Source organism: Micromonospora sp. NPDC127501, assembly GCF_040302185.1.
Classification (GTDB): Bacteria; Actinomycetota; Actinomycetes; order Mycobacteriales; family Micromonosporaceae; genus Micromonospora.
In genome coordinates this window covers 72,327-91,733 of record NZ_JBEORJ010000010.1, presented here as the reverse complement: position 1 = coordinate 91,733, position 19,407 = coordinate 72,327, and the positions used below count along the sequence as shown (strand labels likewise).

Genomic DNA, 19,407 nt, shown 5'->3' with positions numbered 1-19,407 from the left:
CTTCAGGCTGAGGTTCTGACTTGCGTACGCTGAAGTCAGCTCGACCCAGTGAAGCACCTGGCTAGCCTCCATGCAAGTCAGGTACGCTGGGGGCATGGAAGACCTACGAGACGATCGCGATTCCTGGACGAGCGAAAACTGCTCCGTGGCCCGGGCGATGGACATCGTGGGCAGCAGGTCAACGGTCCTGATCCTGCGCGAGGCCCTGCTCGGCACGCGCCGCTTCGACGACTTCGTCCGCCGGGTCGGCGTCGGCGAGCCCGCCATGGCCGCCCGCCTCAAGGAGATGGTCGCCGCCGAACTGCTCGAACGAATCCCCTACCGGGAGCCTGGGCAGCGCACCCGCCACGAGTACCAACTCACCCGCAAGGGCCGCGAACTCCTGCCCGTCATCACCGCACTGCGCAACTGGGGCGACACCTGGGCCGCCACCGACACAGGCCCGTCCGTCGTCGCCACCCACCACGACTGCGGCGAGCCGATCCGCGCGGTGCTCCGCTGCGTCGCCGGCCACGAGATCGCGGACGGTGACATCGACATCATCGCCGGCCCGGGCCTCGTCCGGCGCAACTGAGACCTCTGGCCACGGCCGAACCGCCACTGCTTGGGTCGCGCGGCAACCTCCGGTCCGACAGCTCCTCCTCGCCGCACACCTTCGCCCCACCCGCCGCGCCCTTCACCACGCACTTGCGTCGACGCCGCTGCCTGGGCCCTGCCGGAGCACGAGCTGATCGCCGCGCTCGATGCCGCGCACCCCTTGGAGCAACGGCTCGCCGCCGTCAAACTCGCTCTGATCCGTGAGCTCGACGGCCGCGGCACGCCCAGCGCGCAGGGGCCCTCCTGCACAGCGGTCTGGCTGCGCGAACGCCTGCGACTCACCATCCCGGCCGCGCGCCGCCTGATCGACCTCGCCACCGCCCTCGACACGTGGCCAGCGCGAGGACGATCCGGCCGCCGGATGGTGCGGGTGGCGGGCCGTCAGGTCGACGGCCCGCCACCGTGGATCAGAGGGTGACCTGGTGCACCCGGTCGTCGACGCCGCGTACCGCCAGCCAGGCGCTGCCGTTGGCACCGGCGGCGGCCCCGGGCGCACCCGGGAACGCGCCGGTGGCGAACTCACCGCGGCGGAACCAGCCGCCCCAGGCGCCGTCGGCCAGGTTGCGCTGCCAGAGCCGGTTGTCGGCGGCCAGCGCGAACAGGTAGACCCGGCCGGAGGTGGCGAGCAGGGTCGGGCTGCCGCTGGTGGTACCGCCCAGGTTGGTCCACGCCGACCAGGTGGTGCCGGTCCGGCTGCTCCACCACACCTCGTCGGTGCGGCTGCGGACCGCCACGTGCAGCACGCCGGCATCGTCGACGACCGCGCTCGGCCGACCGTAGAACGGCCGGTTCTCGGGAGCCCCGACGCCGGTCCAGCCGGCGTTCGGCGTACGCGACCAGAGCTTGCCGTCGGCACCGCGGGCGACGAGGGTCCACTGCGTCGGGTTGGTCCAGGCCACAGTCGGCGCGTCGGTCAGCGTGCCACCGAGGCTGCGCCACGGTCCCCAGCTGCCGGCCACGTAACTGCGCTGCCAGGCCGCGTTGTCGGTGCCGCGGACGAAGACGTCGAGCCGCCCGTCGGCGGAGCCGTACGCCGACGGCTGGCCGAGGATCCGGCCGCCGACCGGGCCCCCGAGCGAGGTCCAGTGCGTGCCCCACGTCGTACCGGTGCGGGTGTTGACCGCCAGGGCGCCCTGTGCGTCGCGGACGAAGGCGGTGGCGTGGGTGTCGTCCACCCGGACCAGCGCCGGGCTGGCGCTGGCGGTGCCACCGAGGTCGGCGCCGGCGACCTGGTCGGTGCCGGTCAGGCCGAGCATGGCCACCCCGTGCGCCGGCACCTCGACGGTGTAGGAACCGGCGAACGGCTGCACGCCCGGGCTGCCCGGCTGGGCGTCCACGGTGGAGCGGGACCACAGGTCACGGACCCGAACCGAGCCGCCGAGGGCGACGTCGGCGAAGTTCACGGTGATCTGCTGGGCGGTGTCGTGCCGGTTGAGCAGCGCGACCGCCCGCTTTCCGGAGCCGGCGAGCACCTTGCTCCATACCTGCGCGTCGGTGCCGGTGTCGGCGACCTTGACGCCCTGCCGGACCAGCGGGTCCTGGTCCACCGCGATGATCTCCGGGTTGGTCAGCGCCGAGATCATCTCCTTCGGCAGGCCACGCGGGTCGGAACCGATCACCAGCGGCGCGGCCATGATGGCCCACATGCCGAGCTGCGTCTTGGACTCGTCCAGGCTCAACTCGTACCCGCCGTCGGGCAGCGGACGCATCGGCAGCAGGTAGTCCGGGTCGTTGTAGTGCCCCGGGCCGGTGGCCGCCGGGTGGTACGCGTTCACGTCCATGTTGCGCAGCACCCACTGGTACGCCCACTGCGGGGTCGGGTCGGTGAGCCCCACGTCCGTGTAGGTCCGCCAGGAGTCGGCGATGGTGGGCGCGTACGTGTAGCTCCAGGTGGAGAGCTGCTCCGGGGTGTAGGGGCCGCCGCCCCAGTCGGAGCTGACCGGGTTGCAGATGTTGAGCAGCATCGGTCGGGGCGACTGGCGTACCGCCTCGGCCAGTTCCCGGAAGGTGGTCTCCGGGTCGAGGCCGGCGGCCCGGCCGCACAGCCAGTCGGCCTTCAGCGCGTCGAAGCCCCAGCCGGCGAACTGGGCGATGTCCGCCCGGTAGTGGCCGTTGCTGCCGAGCCCACACTGCCCCGGCAGGTACGGGCCGGCGTCGGTGTAGATGCCGGCCTTCATCCCCTTGCTGTGGATGTACGCGGCCAGCGCGGCCATTCCGCCGGGGAAGCGCGCCGGGTCGGCGACGAGCTGACCGGCCTCGTTGCGCGGGGTGGGTGCGGCCCAGTTGCCGTCGATCCACACGTAGGTGTAGCCAGCGTCCCGCAGGCCACTGTGGACCATGTAGTCGGTGACCGACCGTACTTCGGCCTCGGTGGGGTCGCCACCGAGACCGAAGTAGGTGTTCCAGCCCTGGTAGGGCGTCGGGGCGAGGCCGCTGTTGAAGAAGGTCGGCGCGCCCTGGTCCTCGGCGCCGGCGGCCGCCGGGGCGTGACCGGGACGGCCGGGCCCGTGGCCGGCCTGTGGTGGGTCGGCGTGGGGTGGGCCGGCCATCGCCGGCATCGGGCTGGCCAGGCCCAGGCCGAGCACGGCCAGGGCGGCGGTCAGCGGTCGGTTCAGGCGCATGGAGGTACTCCTGTCCCTCGGGGGTGGGGGCGGTGGTGCTCCGATCTCAGTCGCGGGTCAGCACGATGAGGTCGGCGTCGTGGGTAGCGCTCCACTGCACGGGCAGGCCGACAGTGGCGAGGTGGCTGCCGGAGTAGTGCCGATCGCCGTGCGAGTAACGGGCCGCCGGGTCGAGGCCGCGCAGGGGCAACCGGACCGGGCGGGACGGAAGCAGCCCGGCGCCGTCGAGCCGGCCGGTGTGCCAGGCCAGCACGACCACCTGGTTCTCGTCGGGCGCGGTGTACTGCACCGCACAGCGGGCCTGGTCGGGGCCACCGATCAGGTGCACCTCGCCGTGCGTGACGACGTCCCGGATCTCCTTGTAGCGGGCGATCCAGCCGGCCGCCTCGGCCCGCTCGGCGGGAGTCCAGGCCCGGATGTCCGCGCCGATGCCGAGCACACCGGCCATCGCCAGGACGAACCGGAACGCCAGCGATCGGTGGCGACTGTCGAACAGGCCGGGCGCGTCGGTGACCCAGGAGCTGAGCAGGTGTGGGGCGTTGGCGTGCAGGAAGCCGTACTGGATGGCCAGCCGGTCCAGCGGGCCGGTGTTGTCGCTGGGCCAGAAGACATCGGCCCGGGCGGCCATCGCCAGGTCGGTCCGCGCGCCCCCACCGGCGCACGCCTCGATCAGCACGCCGGGATGGTCCCGGCGCAACTGCTCGTAGATCCGGTGCAGGTTGGCGACGTGCGCGCCGTCCAGGTCGAGCGGGCCCACCCCACCGGACCGACCCGGCTCGGTACGCGGCCGGTTGAAGTCCCACTTCAGGTAGTCGATGTCGTAGCGGCGCAGCAGTCCGTCGACCGTGGAGTGGACGAACTCGGCGACCTCCGGCCGGCCCAGGTCGAGCAGGTACTGGTTGCGGACCGGGGTGAGTGGTCGGCCGTCGACGGAGTAGACCCAGTCCGGGTGCTGGGCGTACAGGGAGGACTTCGGGTTGACGCACTCCGGCTCGACCCAGAGCCCGAAGTTCAGCCCGAGCGCGCGGACGTCGGCGATGAACCTGTCGAACCCGGCCGGGAACTTCGCCGGGTCGGGCGTCCAGTCGCCCAGCCCGGCGGTGTCGTCGTCGCGGCCGACGAACCAGCCGTCGTCCACGACGAACGTCTCCACGCCCAGCTCGGCGGCGATCCGGGCGAGCGCGAGCTGACTCTGCGCCTCGACGGCGAAGTAGGTCGCCTCCCAGGAGTTGTAGAGCACCGGGCGAGGGCTGAGCCGGTCGGCGGCCAGCAACCGCTGGTGGGTGTGCCAGACCCGGGCCAGCCCGTCCAGGCCGTCCGGGCTGTACGCCCCGGTGGCCACCGGCAGGGTCATCCGCTCGCCCGCGGCCAACTCCAGCGGGCCGTCGACCAGCTGGCGGCCGACCCGCACCCTGGTCAGGCCGCCGGTGTCCCGCTCGGCACTGATCTCCCACGAGCCGGTCCACGCCAGCGCCATCCCCCAGGCCGGACCGGCCGGCTCGGCGGTGTCGCGCACGGCCAGCCAGGGCACGTGCAGATGCCCGGGTACGCCCTGAGAACTGCCGATGCTGAACGTGCCGTGGCCCAGCTCGACGTGGGAGAGCTGGAACTCCTGCGCCCACTGCCCCCACTGGTGGCTGAGCAGCGCGCCGTGCGGGGTCGGTACGCAGAACCCGCCCGATCCGGCCCGGACGACCCGCAGCGCGTCGGCGCCGTCGTTGGCCAGTTCGACCCACCGCTGCACCACGTCGGTGCCGGCGGGCACCCGGTAGTGCACCGTGGCGCGCAGCCCGGTGACCGGATCGGCGAAGTCGACGGCCAGCTCCCGCTGGTCGGCGTCGATGCGCGCGGCGGTGTACGCGAAGCCCACCCGGCGCTGCCCGTTCGCAATCTCGATCACCAGGTCGGCGCCGGTGAACGGGCGGTCGGCGTCGGTGGCGTACTCGATGGGGGCCGCGTCGCCGGCGGTGAGGAACGGGACCGGACCGTCGTAGGCGACCGGCGAGGGCCCGTCGGAGACGCCGTGCGGCCCCCACGCGACAAGTTCCAGCCAACGACCGTGCGCGGGCACCGTCACTGTGTACTCGGTGTGCGCGCCCCGCAGCGTCCAGCGCTGCCCGGCCTCGGCGGTCACTTGACCGCTCCGAGCGCCAGGCCGGAGACGAAGTGCCGCTGGAAGCGGAGGAACACCGCGACGGTGGGCACGGCCGCGATGACGGTACCGGCGGCGATGACGTTCCAGGACGAGACGAACTGACCCTGGAGGGCGAGCAGCGCCGGGGTGACCGGCATGTTGTCATCGGTACGCAGCACGGTGATCGCCCAGAGCAGGTCGTTGAAGATCCAGGTGAAGGAGAGCGCCCCGAGCGCGGCCAGCGCGGGTCGGGTCAGCGGCAGCATCACCCGGGTGAAGATCTGCGCCGTGCCGGCACCGTCGATGGTGGCCGCCTCCTGGATCTCGCCGGGCAGGTCCCGCATGAAGCCGTGCAGGACGAACGTGTAGAAGCCGAGCCCGAAGCCGACCTGCACCGCGATCAACGCCCAGAGCGTGTCGTACAGACCGGTCAGCTCGCTGAACTTGGCCACCGGGATGAGCAGGATCTGCGGTGGGAGCAGGTTGCCGGCGAGCATCAGCAGCAGGATCGTGCGCCGCCCGGGAATCCGGAAGCGACTCAGCGCGAACGCGGCCATCGCGGCCAACCCCAGGCTCAGCGCCACCGACGGGACGGTGACCAGCATGCTGTTGATCAGCGCCCGCAGCTCGCCGCCGTCGGTCCACGCCTGCCGGTAGGTGTCCACCGTGAACGACCGGGGCAGGCTGCCCACGCCGTGCGCGGCGATGTCGTCGAACGACCGGGTGGACATCACCACCACCCAGAGCACCGGGCCCAGCCAGAGCAGCGAGAGCAGGATCATGCCGGTGTGGAAGGCCCCGGTACGGAGCTTGTTCATGATGCTTCCTCCCGGAACGCGCGGACCAGGTAGCCGAGGATGACGGCCAGCGCGAGCACGAAGATCACGACAGCGATCGCCGAGGCGTAGCCCAGCCGCAGGCTCTGGAAGGCGGTCGAGTACATGTAGGTGCTGAGCAGCTCGGACGAGTGGTACGGCCCGCCCTTGGTCAGCGACCAGACGATGTCGAACGAGCGCAGCGAGTCGATCACGATGACCGACAGCACCACGGCGTTGACTCCCTTGAGCTGGGGAATCGTGACGTGCCGTAGCCGCTGCCAGGCGTTGGCGCCGTCCATCCGGGCGGCCTCGTGCAGCGCTGGATCGATCGCCTTCAACCCGGCCAGGAACAGCACCATCACGTACCCGATCTGCCGCCACAGCGCGGGCAGGATCACCGCGTACAGGGCGGTCTGCGGGTCGGCGAGCCAGGGCCGGATCAGCTGTTCCAGGCCGATCGCCCGCAGCAGCGTGTCGGCGATGCCGTCGGGCTGGTAGAAGACCCGCCAGACCAACGCGGTCACCACCAGCGAGAACACCACAGGGGTGAACAGCGCGGCCCGGTAGAAGCCGACCCAGCGCCGCTCCTTCTGCAGGACGAGCGCCATGCCGAAGCCACCCAGCACGGAGAGGCCGCCGAAGAGCACCAGCCAGATCACCGTGTTGACCAGCGCACCCCGGAAGGTGGCGTCGCCGGCCAGCTCGACGTAGTTGTCGGTGCCGACGAAGGTCGGCGGTGTCATCCCGTCCCAGCGGGTGAGGGAGAACCAGAAGCCCTGGATCGCCGGCCAGAAGACCCAGACGCTCTCGACCGCGAACGGCACGAGGACGAACGCCACCAGCAGCGGCGACAGTCGAGCCGACCGTCGCCGCCGCCGGGTGGGGGTGACCGAACTCGTGGAGATCGTTGCTGTCACGTCAGCCCTTGAAGACCTTCTCGGCGCCGGCCTGCCACTCCCGCAGGATCGCGTCGATCTGGTCCGGCTTGTCGATGAACTTGGTCAGCGCGGTGTCCGCGGTCGGCTGGAGCGCGTCGCTGGAGTCCCGGTTGAAGAACTGGGTCAGCTCCTTGGCCTCGTTCAGCATCGCCTTGCCCTTGACCACCAGCGGCGAGTCCGACGCCCTGGCCCTGGGGTTGGCCGGCAGCACGATGCCGGAGCTGGCCTTGACGTACGCCTCCTGCGCTTCGACCCCGGCCAGGTAGCTGAGCAGGGCCTTGGTGCCGGTCGGGTTGGCGGTCTTCGCGCTGGCGAAGAAGCCGTCGGTCGGCGCCTCTTCGGCCAGCGGCACCGCCGGGTCGATGATCGGGAACCGGAAGAAGTCCAGGTCGCCGAGCGCGTCCTTGGGTGCGGCGTCGGCGAAGAAGGTGCCGATCAGGAACATGCCGGTCTTGCCGGCCAGCAGCGCGGTGGTCGCCTCCTGGAACGGGTACGCCTTGCCCTTGGGGTCGAAGTAGGGCAGGGCCTCGCGCCAGCGGGTGAAGACCGCCTTGATCTTCGGGTCGTCGAAGCGCTGCTTGCCGGCGAGCAGCTCGCGGTGGAACGGCGCGCCGTTGATCCGGATGTTCAGGTAGTCGAACCAGGCCGAGGCCACCCACGGGGTGTCGCCGAGGCCGATGCCGATCGGCGGGACGCCCTTGCTCTTCAGCGTCTCGCAGAGCGCCAGGAACTCGGTCCAGGTCTTCGGCTCCTGCACGCCCCACTTGGCGAAGTTGGACTTGCGGTAGAAGAAGCCCCACCAGTAGTTGTTCATCGGCACGAAGATCTGCTTGCCGGTGGCGTCGGTGGAGAGGGTGCGCAGCGACTGGGGGTAGTCGTCGAGTGACTTCCACACCTCGGAGACGTCCAGCAGCAGGTTCTTGCTGGCGTAGTCGTTGGCGACCGAGCCCGCGTACCAGGTGTAGAGGTCCGGCGGGTTGGCCGAGGTCAGGTAGGTCGGCAGCTGGGTCCGGAAGGTCTCCGAGGCGATCGTGTTGAGGCTCGCCGCGCCCTTGCCCTGCGCGTTGAAGGTCTCGATCAGCTTCTCCATCGCCGCCTTGGCCTGCGGCGAGGAGAGGTTGGACTGGATGGTGACAGCGCCCGAGCCGTTGCTCGTGGTCGGCCCGCTGGCGGAGCTGGCGCACGCGCTGAGGAACGAGCTGGCGCCGAGCGCGCCCAGGCCGGCGAGCCCAAGGTGGCCAAGGAATCGCCGGCGACCGGGGTCGAAGTCGCTCACGGAGGTATCCCTTCCTTTACGACACTCAGCGTCACCACGCGATGTGTCGTCCATGTGAATGCTGTGACGAGAAGGTTGCATCGGCCGTCGCCGACTGTCAAGATATCTTCGTAATTAATGATTAGACGAGACCAAGGTGAGGGTCGGGTGGATCAGCTTATGCGTCGGCTTGAGGGCAAGAACGCGCTGGTCACCGGTGCTATGGGCGGGATCGGCGCGGCCATCGCCCGGCGACTCGCCGCCGAGGGGGCAGCGGTCGCGCTGCTCGACGTGGCCGACCCGGCCCCGCTGGCCGAGGAACTGACCGCGCGGGGTGACCGCGCACTGTCCGTAGTGGGCGATGTCAGCGACGAGGTCGACTGGACGGCCGCCGTGAGCGCCGTACGGGACCGCCTCGGCCCGGTCGACATCCTGGTCAGCACCGCGTACGCCGTGCGGGTCGCCCCGGCACACGAGACCAGCCGGCAGTCCTGGGACCACCAGCTCGGCGTCAGCCTCACCGGCTCGTTCCTCGGCGTCCGCGCCTGCCTGGACGACCTGCGGGCACGCTCGGGCGCGGTGGTGCTGATCTCCTCGGTGCACGCGCTGGTCGGGTTGCCCGGCCGGCCCGCGTACGCCGCTGCCAAGGGCGGCCTGGTCGCGCTCGGCCGCCAACTCGCCGTCGAGTACGGCCCGCAGGTGCGGGTCAACACCGTGCTGCCCGGGCCGATCCTCACCGCAGCCTGGGCCGACGTGTCCGAAGAGGACCGCCAGCGCAGCGTCGCGGAGACCGTCGCGAAGCGCTTCGGCACACCGGACGAGGTGGCCGCCACTGTCGCCTTCCTCGCCTCGCCGGACGCCGCCTACGTCACCGGCGCGAGCCTCGTGGTGGACGGTGGTTGGACAGCGGTGAAAGCCTCGGCCTGAGAGATCGATACCGACCAGCGAAAAGGCCAGGAGCATTGGCACAGTACGCACGCCGCGGCGTCCACGGGCAGACCGTCGAAGCGATCGCCCGTCGCATCCTCACCGGCGAGATCCCGGCCGGCGCGACCCTCAACATCGTCGCGTTGCAGGAGGAGTTCGACGTCAGCCTCACCGCGCTCCGCGAGGCGCTGAAGGTCCTCTCGGCCAAGGGCATCGTCGACGCCCGGCAGAAGCGCGGCACCTTCGTCCGGCCCCGCTCGGACTGGAACCTGCTCGACGGTGACGTGATCCGCTGGCAGTTCGCCGAGGGCACCGACCAGCGGTTGCTCGACCAACTGCACGAGGTGCGCGCCATCATCGAGCCGGCCGCCGCCCGGCTGGCCGCCACCCGCGCCACCGAGGACGACCTGACCGCCCTCGACCGGGCACTGGCCGAGATGGCCCAGGCCAACGGTGATCCCGCCGCCGCCATCGCCGCCGACCTCGCCTTCCACCGCGCGCTGCTCACCGCCACCCACAACGAGCTGCTGGAGCGGATGGAGGTGGTGATGGAGACCGGGCTCGCCGAACGGGACCGGCTGGTGCACGGTGGCAGCCCGCACGACGACCCGGTGCCCAGCCACCGCGCGGTGGTCGACGCGCTGCGCGACCGGGACGAGACGGCGGCCGAGACCGCGATGCGTCAGTTGCTGGACAAGGCCGTCCGCGACGTCGAGAAGGCACGGGGACGAAGGGGCAGTCAGTGAAGATCGAGCGGATCGAGACCTTCCTGGTCGCGCCACGGTGGTTGTTCTGCCGGGTGGAGACCGACGACGGGCTGGTCGGGTGGGGTGAGCCGGTGGTCGAGGGCCGCGCCGAGGTGGTGCGCAGCGCGGTCGAGGTGCTCTCCGAACATCTGATCGGTGCGGACCCCCTGCGCATCGAGCAGCACTGGCAGGTGCTCACCAAGGGCGGCTTCTACCGGGGCGGCCCGATCCTCTCCAGCGCTGTCGCCGGCCTCGACCAGGCGCTCTGGGACATCGCCGGGCAGGCGTACGGCGCGCCGGTGCACGCGCTGCTCGGCGGGCACGTGCGCGACCGGGTACGGATCTACTCGTGGATCGGCGGGGACGAACCCGGCGAGGTGGCCGACGCCGCCGCCGCGCAGGTCGCCGCCGGCCTCACCGGGGTCAAGATGAACGCCTGCGGGCGGCTCTCGCCGATCCCCACCTCAGCCGAGGTGGACGCGGTCATCGGCCGGGTGGCCGCCGCCCGCGAGGTGCTCGGCCCCGACCGGGACATCGCTGTGGACTTCCACGGTCGCGCCGGGATGGCCGCCGTCCGCCGGATCCTGCCCGAACTGGCCGCCCTGCGCCCGTTCTTCGTGGAGGAGCCGGTCCTGCCCGATCAGGCTCACCACCTGCGCGACATCGTCGCCGGCACGCCGATCCCGGTGGCCACCGGCGAGCGGCTCTACGGTCGGTCCGAGTTCCTCGGCCCGTTGCAGGCCGGAGTCGCCGTGGTCCAACCGGACCTGTCGCACGCCGGCGGGATCTCCGAGGTCCGCCGGATCGCCGCGCTGGCCGAGACGTACGGCGCGCTGCTCGCCCCGCACTGCCCGCTCGGCCCGATCTCCCTGGCGGCCAGCCTCCAGGTGGCCTTCGCGACGCCGAACTTCCTGATCCAGGAGCAGAGCATCGGCATCCACTACAACGCCGGCTCGGAGTTGCTGGACTACCTGGTCGACCCGGAGCCGTTCCGATTCGTGGACGGGCACATCGCCCGCCTCGACCGGCCCGGTCTGGGCATCACTGTCGACGAGACGGCGGTCCGCAAGGCCGCCCAGACCCCGCACGCCTGGCGCAACCCGGTCTGGCAGCACGCCGACGGGTCGTTCGCCGAGTGGTGACCGGCGCGCGGCCGGTGGCCCTGCGTGTGGCGTACGACGCGGCGCACGGCGGCCGGTGGACGAGTCTGCACGGCGGTGGCCGGGAGTGGCTGTGGCGTGGCCCGGAACCCGGCCGGCACGAGGTACGCCCCGACGACGTGTTCGTCGACGCCGGTGGGCTGGAGGAGTGCCTGCCCACAGTGCGCGGCGAGCCCGACCACGGCGAGGTGTGGTCGCGGCCGTGGCGCGACGCTGGCCCCGACACCGCGGTCATCGAGCGGCCGACGTTCACCCTCACCCGCCGGATCACCGACTCCGGCGGCGCGGTGGTGGCCGACTACCGGTTGGCCGCCGACCCCGGGTACCGGTTCGTCTGGGCCGCGCACGCCCTGCTCGACCTCTCCGCCGGCGCCCGCCTCGACGCACCCGCCGGCACCCCGACCCGGCTGCACCCGGAAGCCGCCGCGCTCCTGACACCGGGCAGCTGGCCCACCGGTGACCCGTGGTTGACCGGGTCGTGGCCGGCCCCGGCCGGGCTGACAATGGACACGTTCGGCCCGGACGACGGCACCGCGCTCGGCGCGGTCCTGCTCGACTGCGCCCGGGTCCAGGTGATCGACGGAGACGACCGGCTGACCCTGGAGCTGGAGTGCGCCGGCCAGCCCCGCAGCACCGCGCTCTGGCGCAACCTGGGCGGCTGGCCGGCGAACGGCCCCTACCGCAGCGTCGGCATCGAACCGATGCTCGGCGCGGCCTTCGACCTGGCCGACGCCGGCCCCTCCGACGCGGCGGTCGTCCCGCGCACCGGCGAGGTCACCTGGCGACTCACCATCTCCGCCCACCGCATCCCCTGAGGACACCGTGATGAACCTGCTCGACGAGCTGCGTACCCATCGACTGTTGGCCATCGTGCGCGGCCCGGACCCGGCCGCCGCACTGGCCGCCGTGCTCACAGTGGCCGAGAGCGGCGTCGCCCTGGTCGAGGTCTCGATGACCAGCGCCGACGCGCTCGGCGTCATCCGCCGCGCCCGGGCCGCCCTCGGACCCGACTTCGCCCTGGGTGCCGGCACGGTGCTGAGCGTCGAGGACGCCCGCGCGGCGGCCGACGCAGGCGCCGGTTTCCTGGTCACCCCGGCCATCGCGGCAAGCCTCGCCGAGGGCGGCCGGCTCGGGCTGCCGGTGCTCGCCGGTGCGCTCACCCCCACCGAGGTGGTGCAGGCCACCGACGGCGGGGCCACCGCGATCAAGCTCTTCCCGGCCTCGCTCGGCGGGCCCGACTACCTCGGCGCACTGCGTGACCCGTTCCCCGGTACCGCGTTCGTGCCGGTCGGTGGTGTCGACGCCCACGGTGCTCGGCGCTACCTCGAGCGGGGCGCGACAGCGGTCGGCGTCGGTTCCCCGCTGCTCGGCGACGCCGTCCGTGGCGGCGACCCGGCGGCGTTGCGGGAGCGCGCCGCCGCCTTCCTCGCGGCGGTTCGGCCATGACCGACCTGCTCACGCTCGGCGAGACGATGGCGGCGTTCCGCACCACCGGCCCGCTGCGACTGGGCGGTACCGCCGCTATCTCCGTCGCCGGGTCCGAGTCGAACGTGGCGATCGGCGTGGCCCGGCTCGGCCATCGGGCGGCCTGGGTCGGTGTCACCGGCGCCGACGAGCCCGGCGAGCTGGTCCGCCGTACGCTGCGCGCCGAGGGTGTCGACCTGACCTGGTCCCGGGTCGACGCGACCGCCCCGACCGGGCTGATCCTCTTCGAGAACCGGGTCGCCGACATCAACCGGGTCACCTACCACCGCGCCGGGTCGGCCGGCTCCCGGCTGGGCCCGGCCGACGTGACCCGGGCCTTCGACGCACCCGGGCCACCACCTCGGCTGCTGCACGTCACCGGCATCACCTGCGCGCTCGGCGTCGAGCCGTACCAGGCGGTGGTGGAGGCCGTGCGACGCGCCCGCGCGGCCGGCAGCACGACCTGCCTGGACGTCAACCACCGCAACCGGCTCTGGTCGGTAGCGGAGGCCGCCGCCGCGTTGCGCCCGCTGCTGCCCTCGATCGATCTGGTGATCGCCTCCGACGACGAGTTGGCAGTGCTGACCGACGCCACCGACCCGGTCTCGGCGCTACTCTCGGCCGGCGTTACCGAGGTCGCGGTCAAGCACGGCGGCGACGGCGCGACCAGCCACAGCACGACCGGCGTCATCCACCGTCCAGCCCGGACGGTCCCCGTGGTGGACACCGTCGGCGCGGGCGACGCCTTCGTCGCCGGGCTGCTCTCCGGCTGGCTCGACGGCCTCGACGCGCCGACCCGACTGGACCGGGCCGTCACCACCGGCGCGTTCGCGGTCGCCACCCGGGGCGACTGGGAGGGCCTGCCCGACCGGGCCGAGCTGGCGCTGCTCGACCACGGCCCCGGCGGTACGGTCCGCTGACGATCCCCTTTGGAGGAGCACCATGGAGCTGACCGAGCCGACCGTCTGGAGCACCGACCGGCTGGAGTTGGGTGAGGGCCTGCGCTGGGTCGACGACCGGCTGGTCCTCGTCGACCTGCTGGCCGGGCGACTGTTGGAGACCGACGGCGACGCGCCGAGCCCGCTGCGGGAGCTGCGCCGCCTCGACGTGCCACTGGGCGCGGTCGCCCCGGTGGTCGACCGACCTGGCGACTGGCTGGCCGCCACCGGGACCGGCGTCACGGTGCTGCCCGCCACCGGCGAGCCCCAACCGGTCGCCGACCTGGTCGCCGACGCGCCCGAGCCGACCCGGATGAACGACGCGGTCGCCGACCCGCACGGCCGCTTCTGGGCCGGCAGCATGACGTACGCGATGGTGCCCGGCGGGGGCACGCTCTTCCGCCTCACCCCGGGCGCCGCGCCGGTCCCGGCGGTGACCGGGCTGACCATCCCGAACGGGCCGGCGTTCGACGCGACCGGCACCACCATGTACCTGGCCGACACCCCGCGCGGCGAGATCGACCGGTTCACCGTCGACCCCGCCACCGGTGACCTGCGCGGGCGGGAGCCGTTCCTGCGGTTGTCCCCCGCCGACGGCGGCCCGGACGGCATGACGCTCGACGCTGCCGGCCACCTCTGGATCGCGTTGTGGGGCGGCTCGGCGGTACGCCGCTACCGACCCGACGGCACCCTCGACCGGGAGATCCGGCTGCCGGCCAAACAGCCGGCCGGCATCTGCCTCGGCGGCCCCGACCTGCGCCGACTCTTCATCGGCACCGCCCGGGTGGGGCTGGACTCGGCGGGCCCGCAGGACGGCGCGCTGCTCGCGGTGGACGTCCCGGTGCCCGGCCTGCCCGCCGCGCGGGCCGCCGCGCCAGCGAGCTGATCGGAGGCATATCGGATGCCAGGGCGGGAACAACCGCACCGGAGCGCCGTAACGCCGACCGGTAGGGAGCGAGCCGATGAGCACCGTGGGGCGGACGTCATGAACGGGCCGGTCGGCGACGAGCCGATGGGCGAGCTGGAGCTGGTGCACACCTTCACCGGCCCGATGCCGACCGGTGTGAGCGTCTCGCACCGGGGCCGGATCTTCGTCAACTTCCCGAAGTGGGGCGACGAGGTGCCGGCCACCGTCGTCGAGCTGCGCGACGGCCGGGAGATGCCCTACCCCGACCAGGCCTGGAACAACCCGTCCGGCGACGACGACGCGGGCGCGTTCGTCTCGGTGCAGAGCATCGTGGTGGACCCGGCCGACCGGCTCTGGGTGCTGGACACCGGCAGCCCGATGTTCCAGCCCACCAAGCCGGGCGGCCCCAAGCTGGTCCGGATCGACCTGGACACCGACACGGTCGCCCAGGTGATCACCTTCCCGGCGGACGTGGCGCTGCCGACGACGTACCTCAACGACGTCCGCTTCGACCTGCGGCGGGGCGAGGCGGGGGTCGCGTACATCACCGACTCGGCGGACTCCGGGCCGAACGGGATCATCGTGGTGGACCTGGCCAGCGGGGCCTCCTGGCGGCGGCTGCACGATCACCCGTCCACCAAGGCAGAGCCGCTGACGTCGTTCCGGCCGGTGGTGGAGGGCCGACCGTTCCTCGAACGGCCGGCCGACGGCCCGCCGAAGCCGGTGAGCATGGGCTCCGACGGCATCGCCATCTCCGCCGACGGTGATCGGCTCTACTACTGCCCGCTGGCCTCCCGGCGCCTGCACAGCGTCTCCACCGAGGCGCTGGCCGACCCGAGTGTCACCCAGGAGGCGGTCGCCGCCACAGTTGTCGACGAGGGCGACCGGGGCACCGCCTCCGACGGGTTGGAGAGCGACGACGCCGGACGGCTCTACCTCACCGCGTACGAGCACAACGCGGTGCTGCGTCGCCTGCCCGACGGCGAGTACGAGACCCTGGTGCACGACCCGCGACTGCTCTGGCCGGACACCATGTCGGTGGCCACCGACGGGTACCTCTACGTCACCGCCAACCAACTGCACCGGCAGCCGCAGTACCAGCGGGGCAAGGACCTGCGGCGCAAGCCGTACGCGCTGTTCCGCACCCGCATCGACGCCGGCCCGGTGCTGCTGCGACGCTGATCAGGCCGGCGCGCTGGTCAGCTGACGGGCAGGGTGCGGTCCAGGAGGTCGAACAGGGCGGCCCAGTGGCGCTCGGTGGCCTGCTCGTCGTACGCCGGGGTGTCGGCCATGGTGTAGCCGTGGTGCGCCCCGGTGTACACCTCGGAGCGGTAGCGCACCCCGGCGGCGTCGAGCGCCTTCTCCAGCGTGGCGATCTGCTCGGGGGTCATCGACTGGTCGGCGTCGGCGTGGCCGAAGTACAGCTCGCCGGTGATCGAGCCGACGCCCAGGTGTGGGCTGTCCGGTGCCTCGGTGACGATCCGCCCACCGTGGAAGCTCGCCACCGCGGCGATGCGGTCCGGGTGCGCCTCGATGGCCCGCAGCGCGTTCGTGCCGCCCATGCAGTAACCGGTGATGGCGACCGGGCCCGGCTGGACGTCGTCGCGGGCGGCCAGGAAGTCGAGGAATGCGGCGGTGTCCCGGTTGATCACGTCGGGAGTCAACGCGCCGACCAGCGGCATGATCTTCTCGAAGAGGGCGGCGCGCTGATCGGCCTCGCCGAGGCGGGACAAATCGAACAGGGGTGCCCGACCGGCCCGGTAGAACAGGTGGGGCGTCAGCACCAGGTAACCGCGGGCGGCGATCCGCTCGGCCATCTCCACCAGCCGGGGGCGCGGCCCGAAGGCGTCCATGAAGAGCAGCACCGCCGGGAACGGGCCGTCGCCGTCCGGTCGGGTCAGGCTCGCGTCCGCCACTCCGTCACTGGTCGGGATGTCCACCGTCGTCGTCAGCACCGTGCCTCCTCGTACGCCGATCTTGGTCCGATCGGAACGTTACTCGGCGTATCGGCACCCCCGGCGGGCAGCCGCGTGAACGCGGCGTCAAGAAATGGCGGTGGCCCGTCGAAACCGCGTATCGACCGGTGCTCCGCCGTCGCACGGTGGTGACGATGGGTCCATGAGTCCTTGGCGGATGACACGCTGGGAACGCGGCGAGCCGCCACCCGGCACCGACACGGCCAGCGATCCCGGCGGGCCCGTGACCAGAGCGGACGAACCGGAGCGGCGGCACGAGGCGCTGGTCAGTGTCCGGCTCGGCCCGTCCGCGCCCGGTAGCCACCTGGTGGAGTACCTGCGGCACGAGCCGTGCGCGGTCGCGGCGTGGTGGATCGCCGCCGACGTCGACGCCGTGGTCCGCCTCTCCGCCGACAGCATCACCGTGCTGCACCGCGCCGTGGCCGACCTGCGCCTGCGCGCCGGGATGGAGGTGGCGGAGGCCAACTACATCCTGCGCGCCCTCGACCTGACCACGCCGACCGACCCGCCTACCGCGAAGGACAGCCCGGCCTGGGTGGGCTCCGCCGCATGAACCGCCGCACCGACGCCCGCCGCTTCCCGACACGTGTGGAAAGGACCAACCCGACAATGGACGAGGCCCCGATGATCCTTGCCGTTCCGGTGCGCGACGTGCCGGGACGGCTGGTGCGGACGGTGCGGACCGGCCGTTCGCCGCAGGGGCAACGGGTCGGAATCGCCTTCACCCGACCGGAGCTGCTGGTCGCCGCGATGGGCGCGGACCAGCCCTGGGAAGAGCTGTGCGAACCCGCACTGCGGGGGATGCTGCGCCCGCTCGGCATCGGGGTGATCCAGGTCGACCCGCTGCTGGTGGCCCCGCCGCTTGACCGGGTCGACCCGGCACCCGCCTCCCGTCAGGCGCGCACGAAGCGCACCGCGTCCGCGACCACGTGGCCGTCGGTGTCCTCGGTGCGGATCAGCACGCTTCCGTCGCTGCCCGCCGTGAACTGATAGGTGCCCAACGGCACCCACTGGCCGCCGGACTGTCGCTGGTTGACCGTCCGGGTGACCAACCCCCCGGAGTACGCGATGTCCACCGGCACGTTCGTCGCGCGGTTCGGGTCCGCGGTCCAGCGCAACTGCACGGTCCACGACCCGGAGGTGGGCAGTGAAGGGCGGAACCGCAGCCGGTTGACTCCCTTGGCGGTGTTGCCGTCGTGCTCGTAGTCCGGGCCGTAGTAGCCGCCGATGCTGGTGCTGCGCAGCCACGTCCCGGCCCGGGTGATCCCGCTGGTCGACGCGTTGTCCAGGATCACCTCGCCGGTGGAGCCCCACTCCAGCACCGCGCCGTCCTGGCGTAGCCGGGTCTGGAGGGCGGGCACGGAGACGGCCTGCACGGCGAGGTTCCCGGCGAGCGCCAGGGACGCCGCGGTGGCCGCGGCCTGCCCGAGGATCATGAAAACGGGTTCCATCCGGATCGAGCCGTACGCGATGTGGCTCGCCGAGAGGCAGACCGGCACCAGCAGGTTGGCGCACTGCGCCTGGTGCGGCACGATCGCGCGGTAGCTCACCGGGTACGGCGCCGGCACACCGATCTGCACGTCCCCCTCGTTGCGCACCTTGCCGTCGACGACCACCCGCTGACAGTTGTGCGAGTCCATCGTGTAGCTGGCCAGGCCCACCGAGTCGGTGGCGCGTACCCGGCCCCGGCAGTCGGCCTCGGTCATCACGTACGCGGAGATCATCCGGCGTGCCTCGCGGATGTAGAGCATCGGCGGCCAGCCGCCCGTGCCGGTGAACTCGTCCACCGGCAGCCCCCACCGGGCCGTCGAGTCGCGGACCGACGCCGGCAGCCGCGGGTCGTTGGCCAGGAACCACATCAGCCCCTGCTGGTACGTGCGGTGCTCGGCGATGATGCTCTCCCGCGTCGCCCAGCTCGCCGTCGGGTACGCGTAGTTGAAGCCGATGTTGTCGGTCGACACGGCGCCGTTGTTGTTGGAGTCGGTCTTCCCGCCGCCGACCGAGTGGGTGGTGAAGTACGGCCCGGCGTAACCGGCCTGGATGTGCCGCAGCAGCAGCTCGTACCGGATCGGGTCGTAACCGGCCGGCTTGCCGAACGGGATCCGGTTGGCCGCCTGGGTCAGGCACATCCGGAAGCAGTACGCCTGGATCTTGTCGTCGCCGCTGCCCTGCGGGGCGAGCGGGGTGGCGGAGATGCCCGGCAGCAGCCCGCTGGCGGGCGAACCGGCCGTCACGTACGGGTCGACGGGGTAGGCGAACTGGTGGGTGTTGCGCGACTGCACCCCGTTGATCGTCTCGCCGTAGGTGTCGTTGGACTCCCGCCCGACGGTGAACCCCACCCCGGCCATGGCGAGCAGATCGCCCTCGTAGGTGGCGTCGACGAACACCCCGCCCCGGTAGATCGACCCGTCCTCGGTGCGCAGCTCGGTGATCCGGTTCCCGGTTCGGCCCAGGCCGGACAGCCGGGCGCCGACGACCACCGGGACGCCCGCCTCGGCCAGCATCTCGGCGAAGACGGCGGTGGCGACGTGCGGTTCGAAGGTCATCCGCAGCGGCGACGTCGGCGTGAGGGTTCCGCCGTGGTACTTCACGTACACCCGGCGGTAGAACTCGGCGGCGAGCCCGCCGATGGACGCCTGGACGCCGGTGTCGGTGGCACCCAGCCCGGCGGTGCTCAACCCGCCGACGTGGCCGGTGGGCTCCACCACCACGGCGGTGCGGCCGAGCCGGCGCATGGTGATCGCGGCGGCCAGCCCGCCGGAGGTGGCGCCGTAGACGACCAGGTCGGCGGTGGTGACGGCGGCTCGGGCAGGGGCGGCCCGGAACGGATCGGTGAGACCGGCCAGGACGAGGCCGGCACCGCCGGCGACCAGCAGCCGACGACGGGACAGGGGCAGGGGCACGGACACGGCGAGCTCCCGAGGGG

18 protein-coding genes are annotated in these 19,407 nt (G+C 72.3%); 11 read left to right on the top strand and 7 right to left on the bottom strand.

The window, feature by feature from the left end:
• The first annotated feature begins 94 nt into the window (after positions 1-94).
• Complete coding sequence (locus tag ABTW72_RS22430) at positions 95-574, top strand: winged helix-turn-helix transcriptional regulator (RefSeq protein ID WP_350861536.1); 480 nt, start codon at positions 95-97, stop codon at positions 572-574.
• Positions 575-1,004: 430 nt separating this feature from the next.
• Here ABTW72_RS22430 and ABTW72_RS22425 read toward each other — a convergent pair whose 3' ends face one another.
• Genes ABTW72_RS22425 through ABTW72_RS22405 form a run of 5 tightly spaced genes read right to left on the bottom strand, consistent with a single transcriptional unit; the run spans position 1,005 to position 8,384 of the window.
• Positions 1,005-3,218, bottom strand: coding sequence for a DUF8189 domain-containing protein (locus ABTW72_RS22425; RefSeq protein ID WP_350861534.1), 2,214 nt, complete (start codon positions 3,216-3,218; stop codon positions 1,005-1,007).
• A gap of 46 nt (positions 3,219-3,264) precedes the next feature.
• Positions 3,265-5,352 carry an alpha-galactosidase gene (locus tag ABTW72_RS22420; RefSeq protein ID WP_350861532.1) on the bottom strand — a complete coding sequence of 696 codons (2,088 nt, stop codon included), beginning with the start codon at positions 5,350-5,352 and terminating at the stop codon, positions 3,265-3,267.
• The gene (locus ABTW72_RS22415) at positions 5,349-6,170 is read right to left on the bottom strand and encodes a carbohydrate ABC transporter permease (RefSeq protein WP_350861530.1); all 822 of its coding nucleotides are present in this window, start codon (positions 6,168-6,170) and stop codon (positions 5,349-5,351) included. The genes ABTW72_RS22420 and ABTW72_RS22415 overlap by 4 nt, the downstream gene beginning before the upstream one ends.
• Positions 6,167-7,087: a carbohydrate ABC transporter permease gene (locus tag ABTW72_RS22410; protein WP_350861528.1), complete on the bottom strand. Its 921-nt coding sequence runs from the start codon at positions 7,085-7,087 to the stop codon at positions 6,167-6,169. The genes ABTW72_RS22415 and ABTW72_RS22410 overlap by 4 nt, the downstream gene beginning before the upstream one ends.
• 1 nt (position 7,088) lies before the next feature.
• Positions 7,089-8,384: an ABC transporter substrate-binding protein gene (locus ABTW72_RS22405; RefSeq protein ID WP_350861526.1), complete on the bottom strand. Its 1,296-nt coding sequence runs from the start codon at positions 8,382-8,384 to the stop codon at positions 7,089-7,091.
• Between the two features lie 147 nt (positions 8,385-8,531).
• Here ABTW72_RS22405 and ABTW72_RS22400 point away from each other — a divergent pair, with 147 nt between their 5' ends.
• From ABTW72_RS22400 to ABTW72_RS22365, 8 genes are all read left to right on the top strand, one after another.
• On the top strand, positions 8,532-9,290 hold the full coding sequence (locus ABTW72_RS22400; RefSeq protein ID WP_350861524.1) for an SDR family NAD(P)-dependent oxidoreductase: 759 nt from the start codon (positions 8,532-8,534) through the stop codon (positions 9,288-9,290).
• Between the two features lie 35 nt (positions 9,291-9,325).
• Positions 9,326-10,036 (top strand): FadR/GntR family transcriptional regulator, encoded by a 711-nt coding sequence (locus ABTW72_RS22395; protein ID WP_350861522.1) that lies wholly within the window; start codon positions 9,326-9,328, stop codon positions 10,034-10,036.
• Entirely contained in the window at positions 10,033-11,178 is a 1,146-nt protein-coding gene (dgoD, locus tag ABTW72_RS22390; protein WP_350861520.1) for a galactonate dehydratase, read from the top strand. Before ABTW72_RS22395 ends, dgoD begins: the two co-directional genes overlap by 4 nt.
• 14 nt (positions 11,179-11,192) lie before the next feature.
• Entirely contained in the window at positions 11,193-12,011 is an 819-nt protein-coding gene (locus ABTW72_RS22385) for a hypothetical protein (RefSeq protein WP_350861518.1), read from the top strand.
• A 10-nt stretch (positions 12,012-12,021) separates the two neighbouring features.
• Entirely contained in the window at positions 12,022-12,642 is a 621-nt protein-coding gene (locus ABTW72_RS22380) for a bifunctional 4-hydroxy-2-oxoglutarate aldolase/2-dehydro-3-deoxy-phosphogluconate aldolase (RefSeq protein ID WP_350861516.1), read from the top strand.
• Positions 12,639-13,580 (top strand): sugar kinase, encoded by a 942-nt coding sequence (locus ABTW72_RS22375; RefSeq protein WP_350861514.1) that lies wholly within the window; start codon positions 12,639-12,641, stop codon positions 13,578-13,580. Before ABTW72_RS22380 ends, ABTW72_RS22375 begins: the two co-directional genes overlap by 4 nt.
• Before the next feature lie 22 nt (positions 13,581-13,602).
• Positions 13,603-14,484, top strand: a complete 882-nt coding sequence (locus ABTW72_RS22370; protein ID WP_350861512.1) for an SMP-30/gluconolactonase/LRE family protein — start codon at positions 13,603-13,605, stop codon at positions 14,482-14,484.
• A gap of 99 nt (positions 14,485-14,583) precedes the next feature.
• Entirely contained in the window at positions 14,584-15,687 is a 1,104-nt protein-coding gene (locus tag ABTW72_RS22365; RefSeq protein WP_350861510.1) for an L-dopachrome tautomerase-related protein, read from the top strand.
• 17 nt (positions 15,688-15,704) lie between these two features.
• Here ABTW72_RS22365 and ABTW72_RS22360 read toward each other — a convergent pair whose 3' ends face one another.
• On the bottom strand, positions 15,705-16,460 hold the full coding sequence (locus ABTW72_RS22360; RefSeq protein ID WP_350861509.1) for a dienelactone hydrolase family protein: 756 nt from the start codon (positions 16,458-16,460) through the stop codon (positions 15,705-15,707).
• A 163-nt stretch (positions 16,461-16,623) separates the two neighbouring features.
• On the opposite strand from ABTW72_RS22360, the gene ABTW72_RS22355 reads away from it, so the two are divergent.
• Together ABTW72_RS22355 and ABTW72_RS22350 are read left to right on the top strand one after the other, a co-directional pair.
• Complete coding sequence (locus ABTW72_RS22355) at positions 16,624-17,034, top strand: hypothetical protein (RefSeq protein WP_350861507.1); 411 nt, start codon at positions 16,624-16,626, stop codon at positions 17,032-17,034.
• Entirely contained in the window at positions 17,031-17,471 is a 441-nt protein-coding gene (locus ABTW72_RS22350) for an SAV_915 family protein (protein WP_350861505.1), read from the top strand. Before ABTW72_RS22355 ends, ABTW72_RS22350 begins: the two co-directional genes overlap by 4 nt.
• On the opposite strand, the gene ABTW72_RS22345 is transcribed toward ABTW72_RS22350, so the two are convergent.
• Positions 17,375-19,390 carry an FAD-dependent oxidoreductase gene (locus tag ABTW72_RS22345; RefSeq protein WP_350861503.1) on the bottom strand — a complete coding sequence of 672 codons (2,016 nt, stop codon included), beginning with the start codon at positions 19,388-19,390 and terminating at the stop codon, positions 17,375-17,377. The genes ABTW72_RS22350 and ABTW72_RS22345 overlap by 97 nt on opposite strands.
• Positions 19,391-19,407 lie beyond the last annotated feature (17 nt).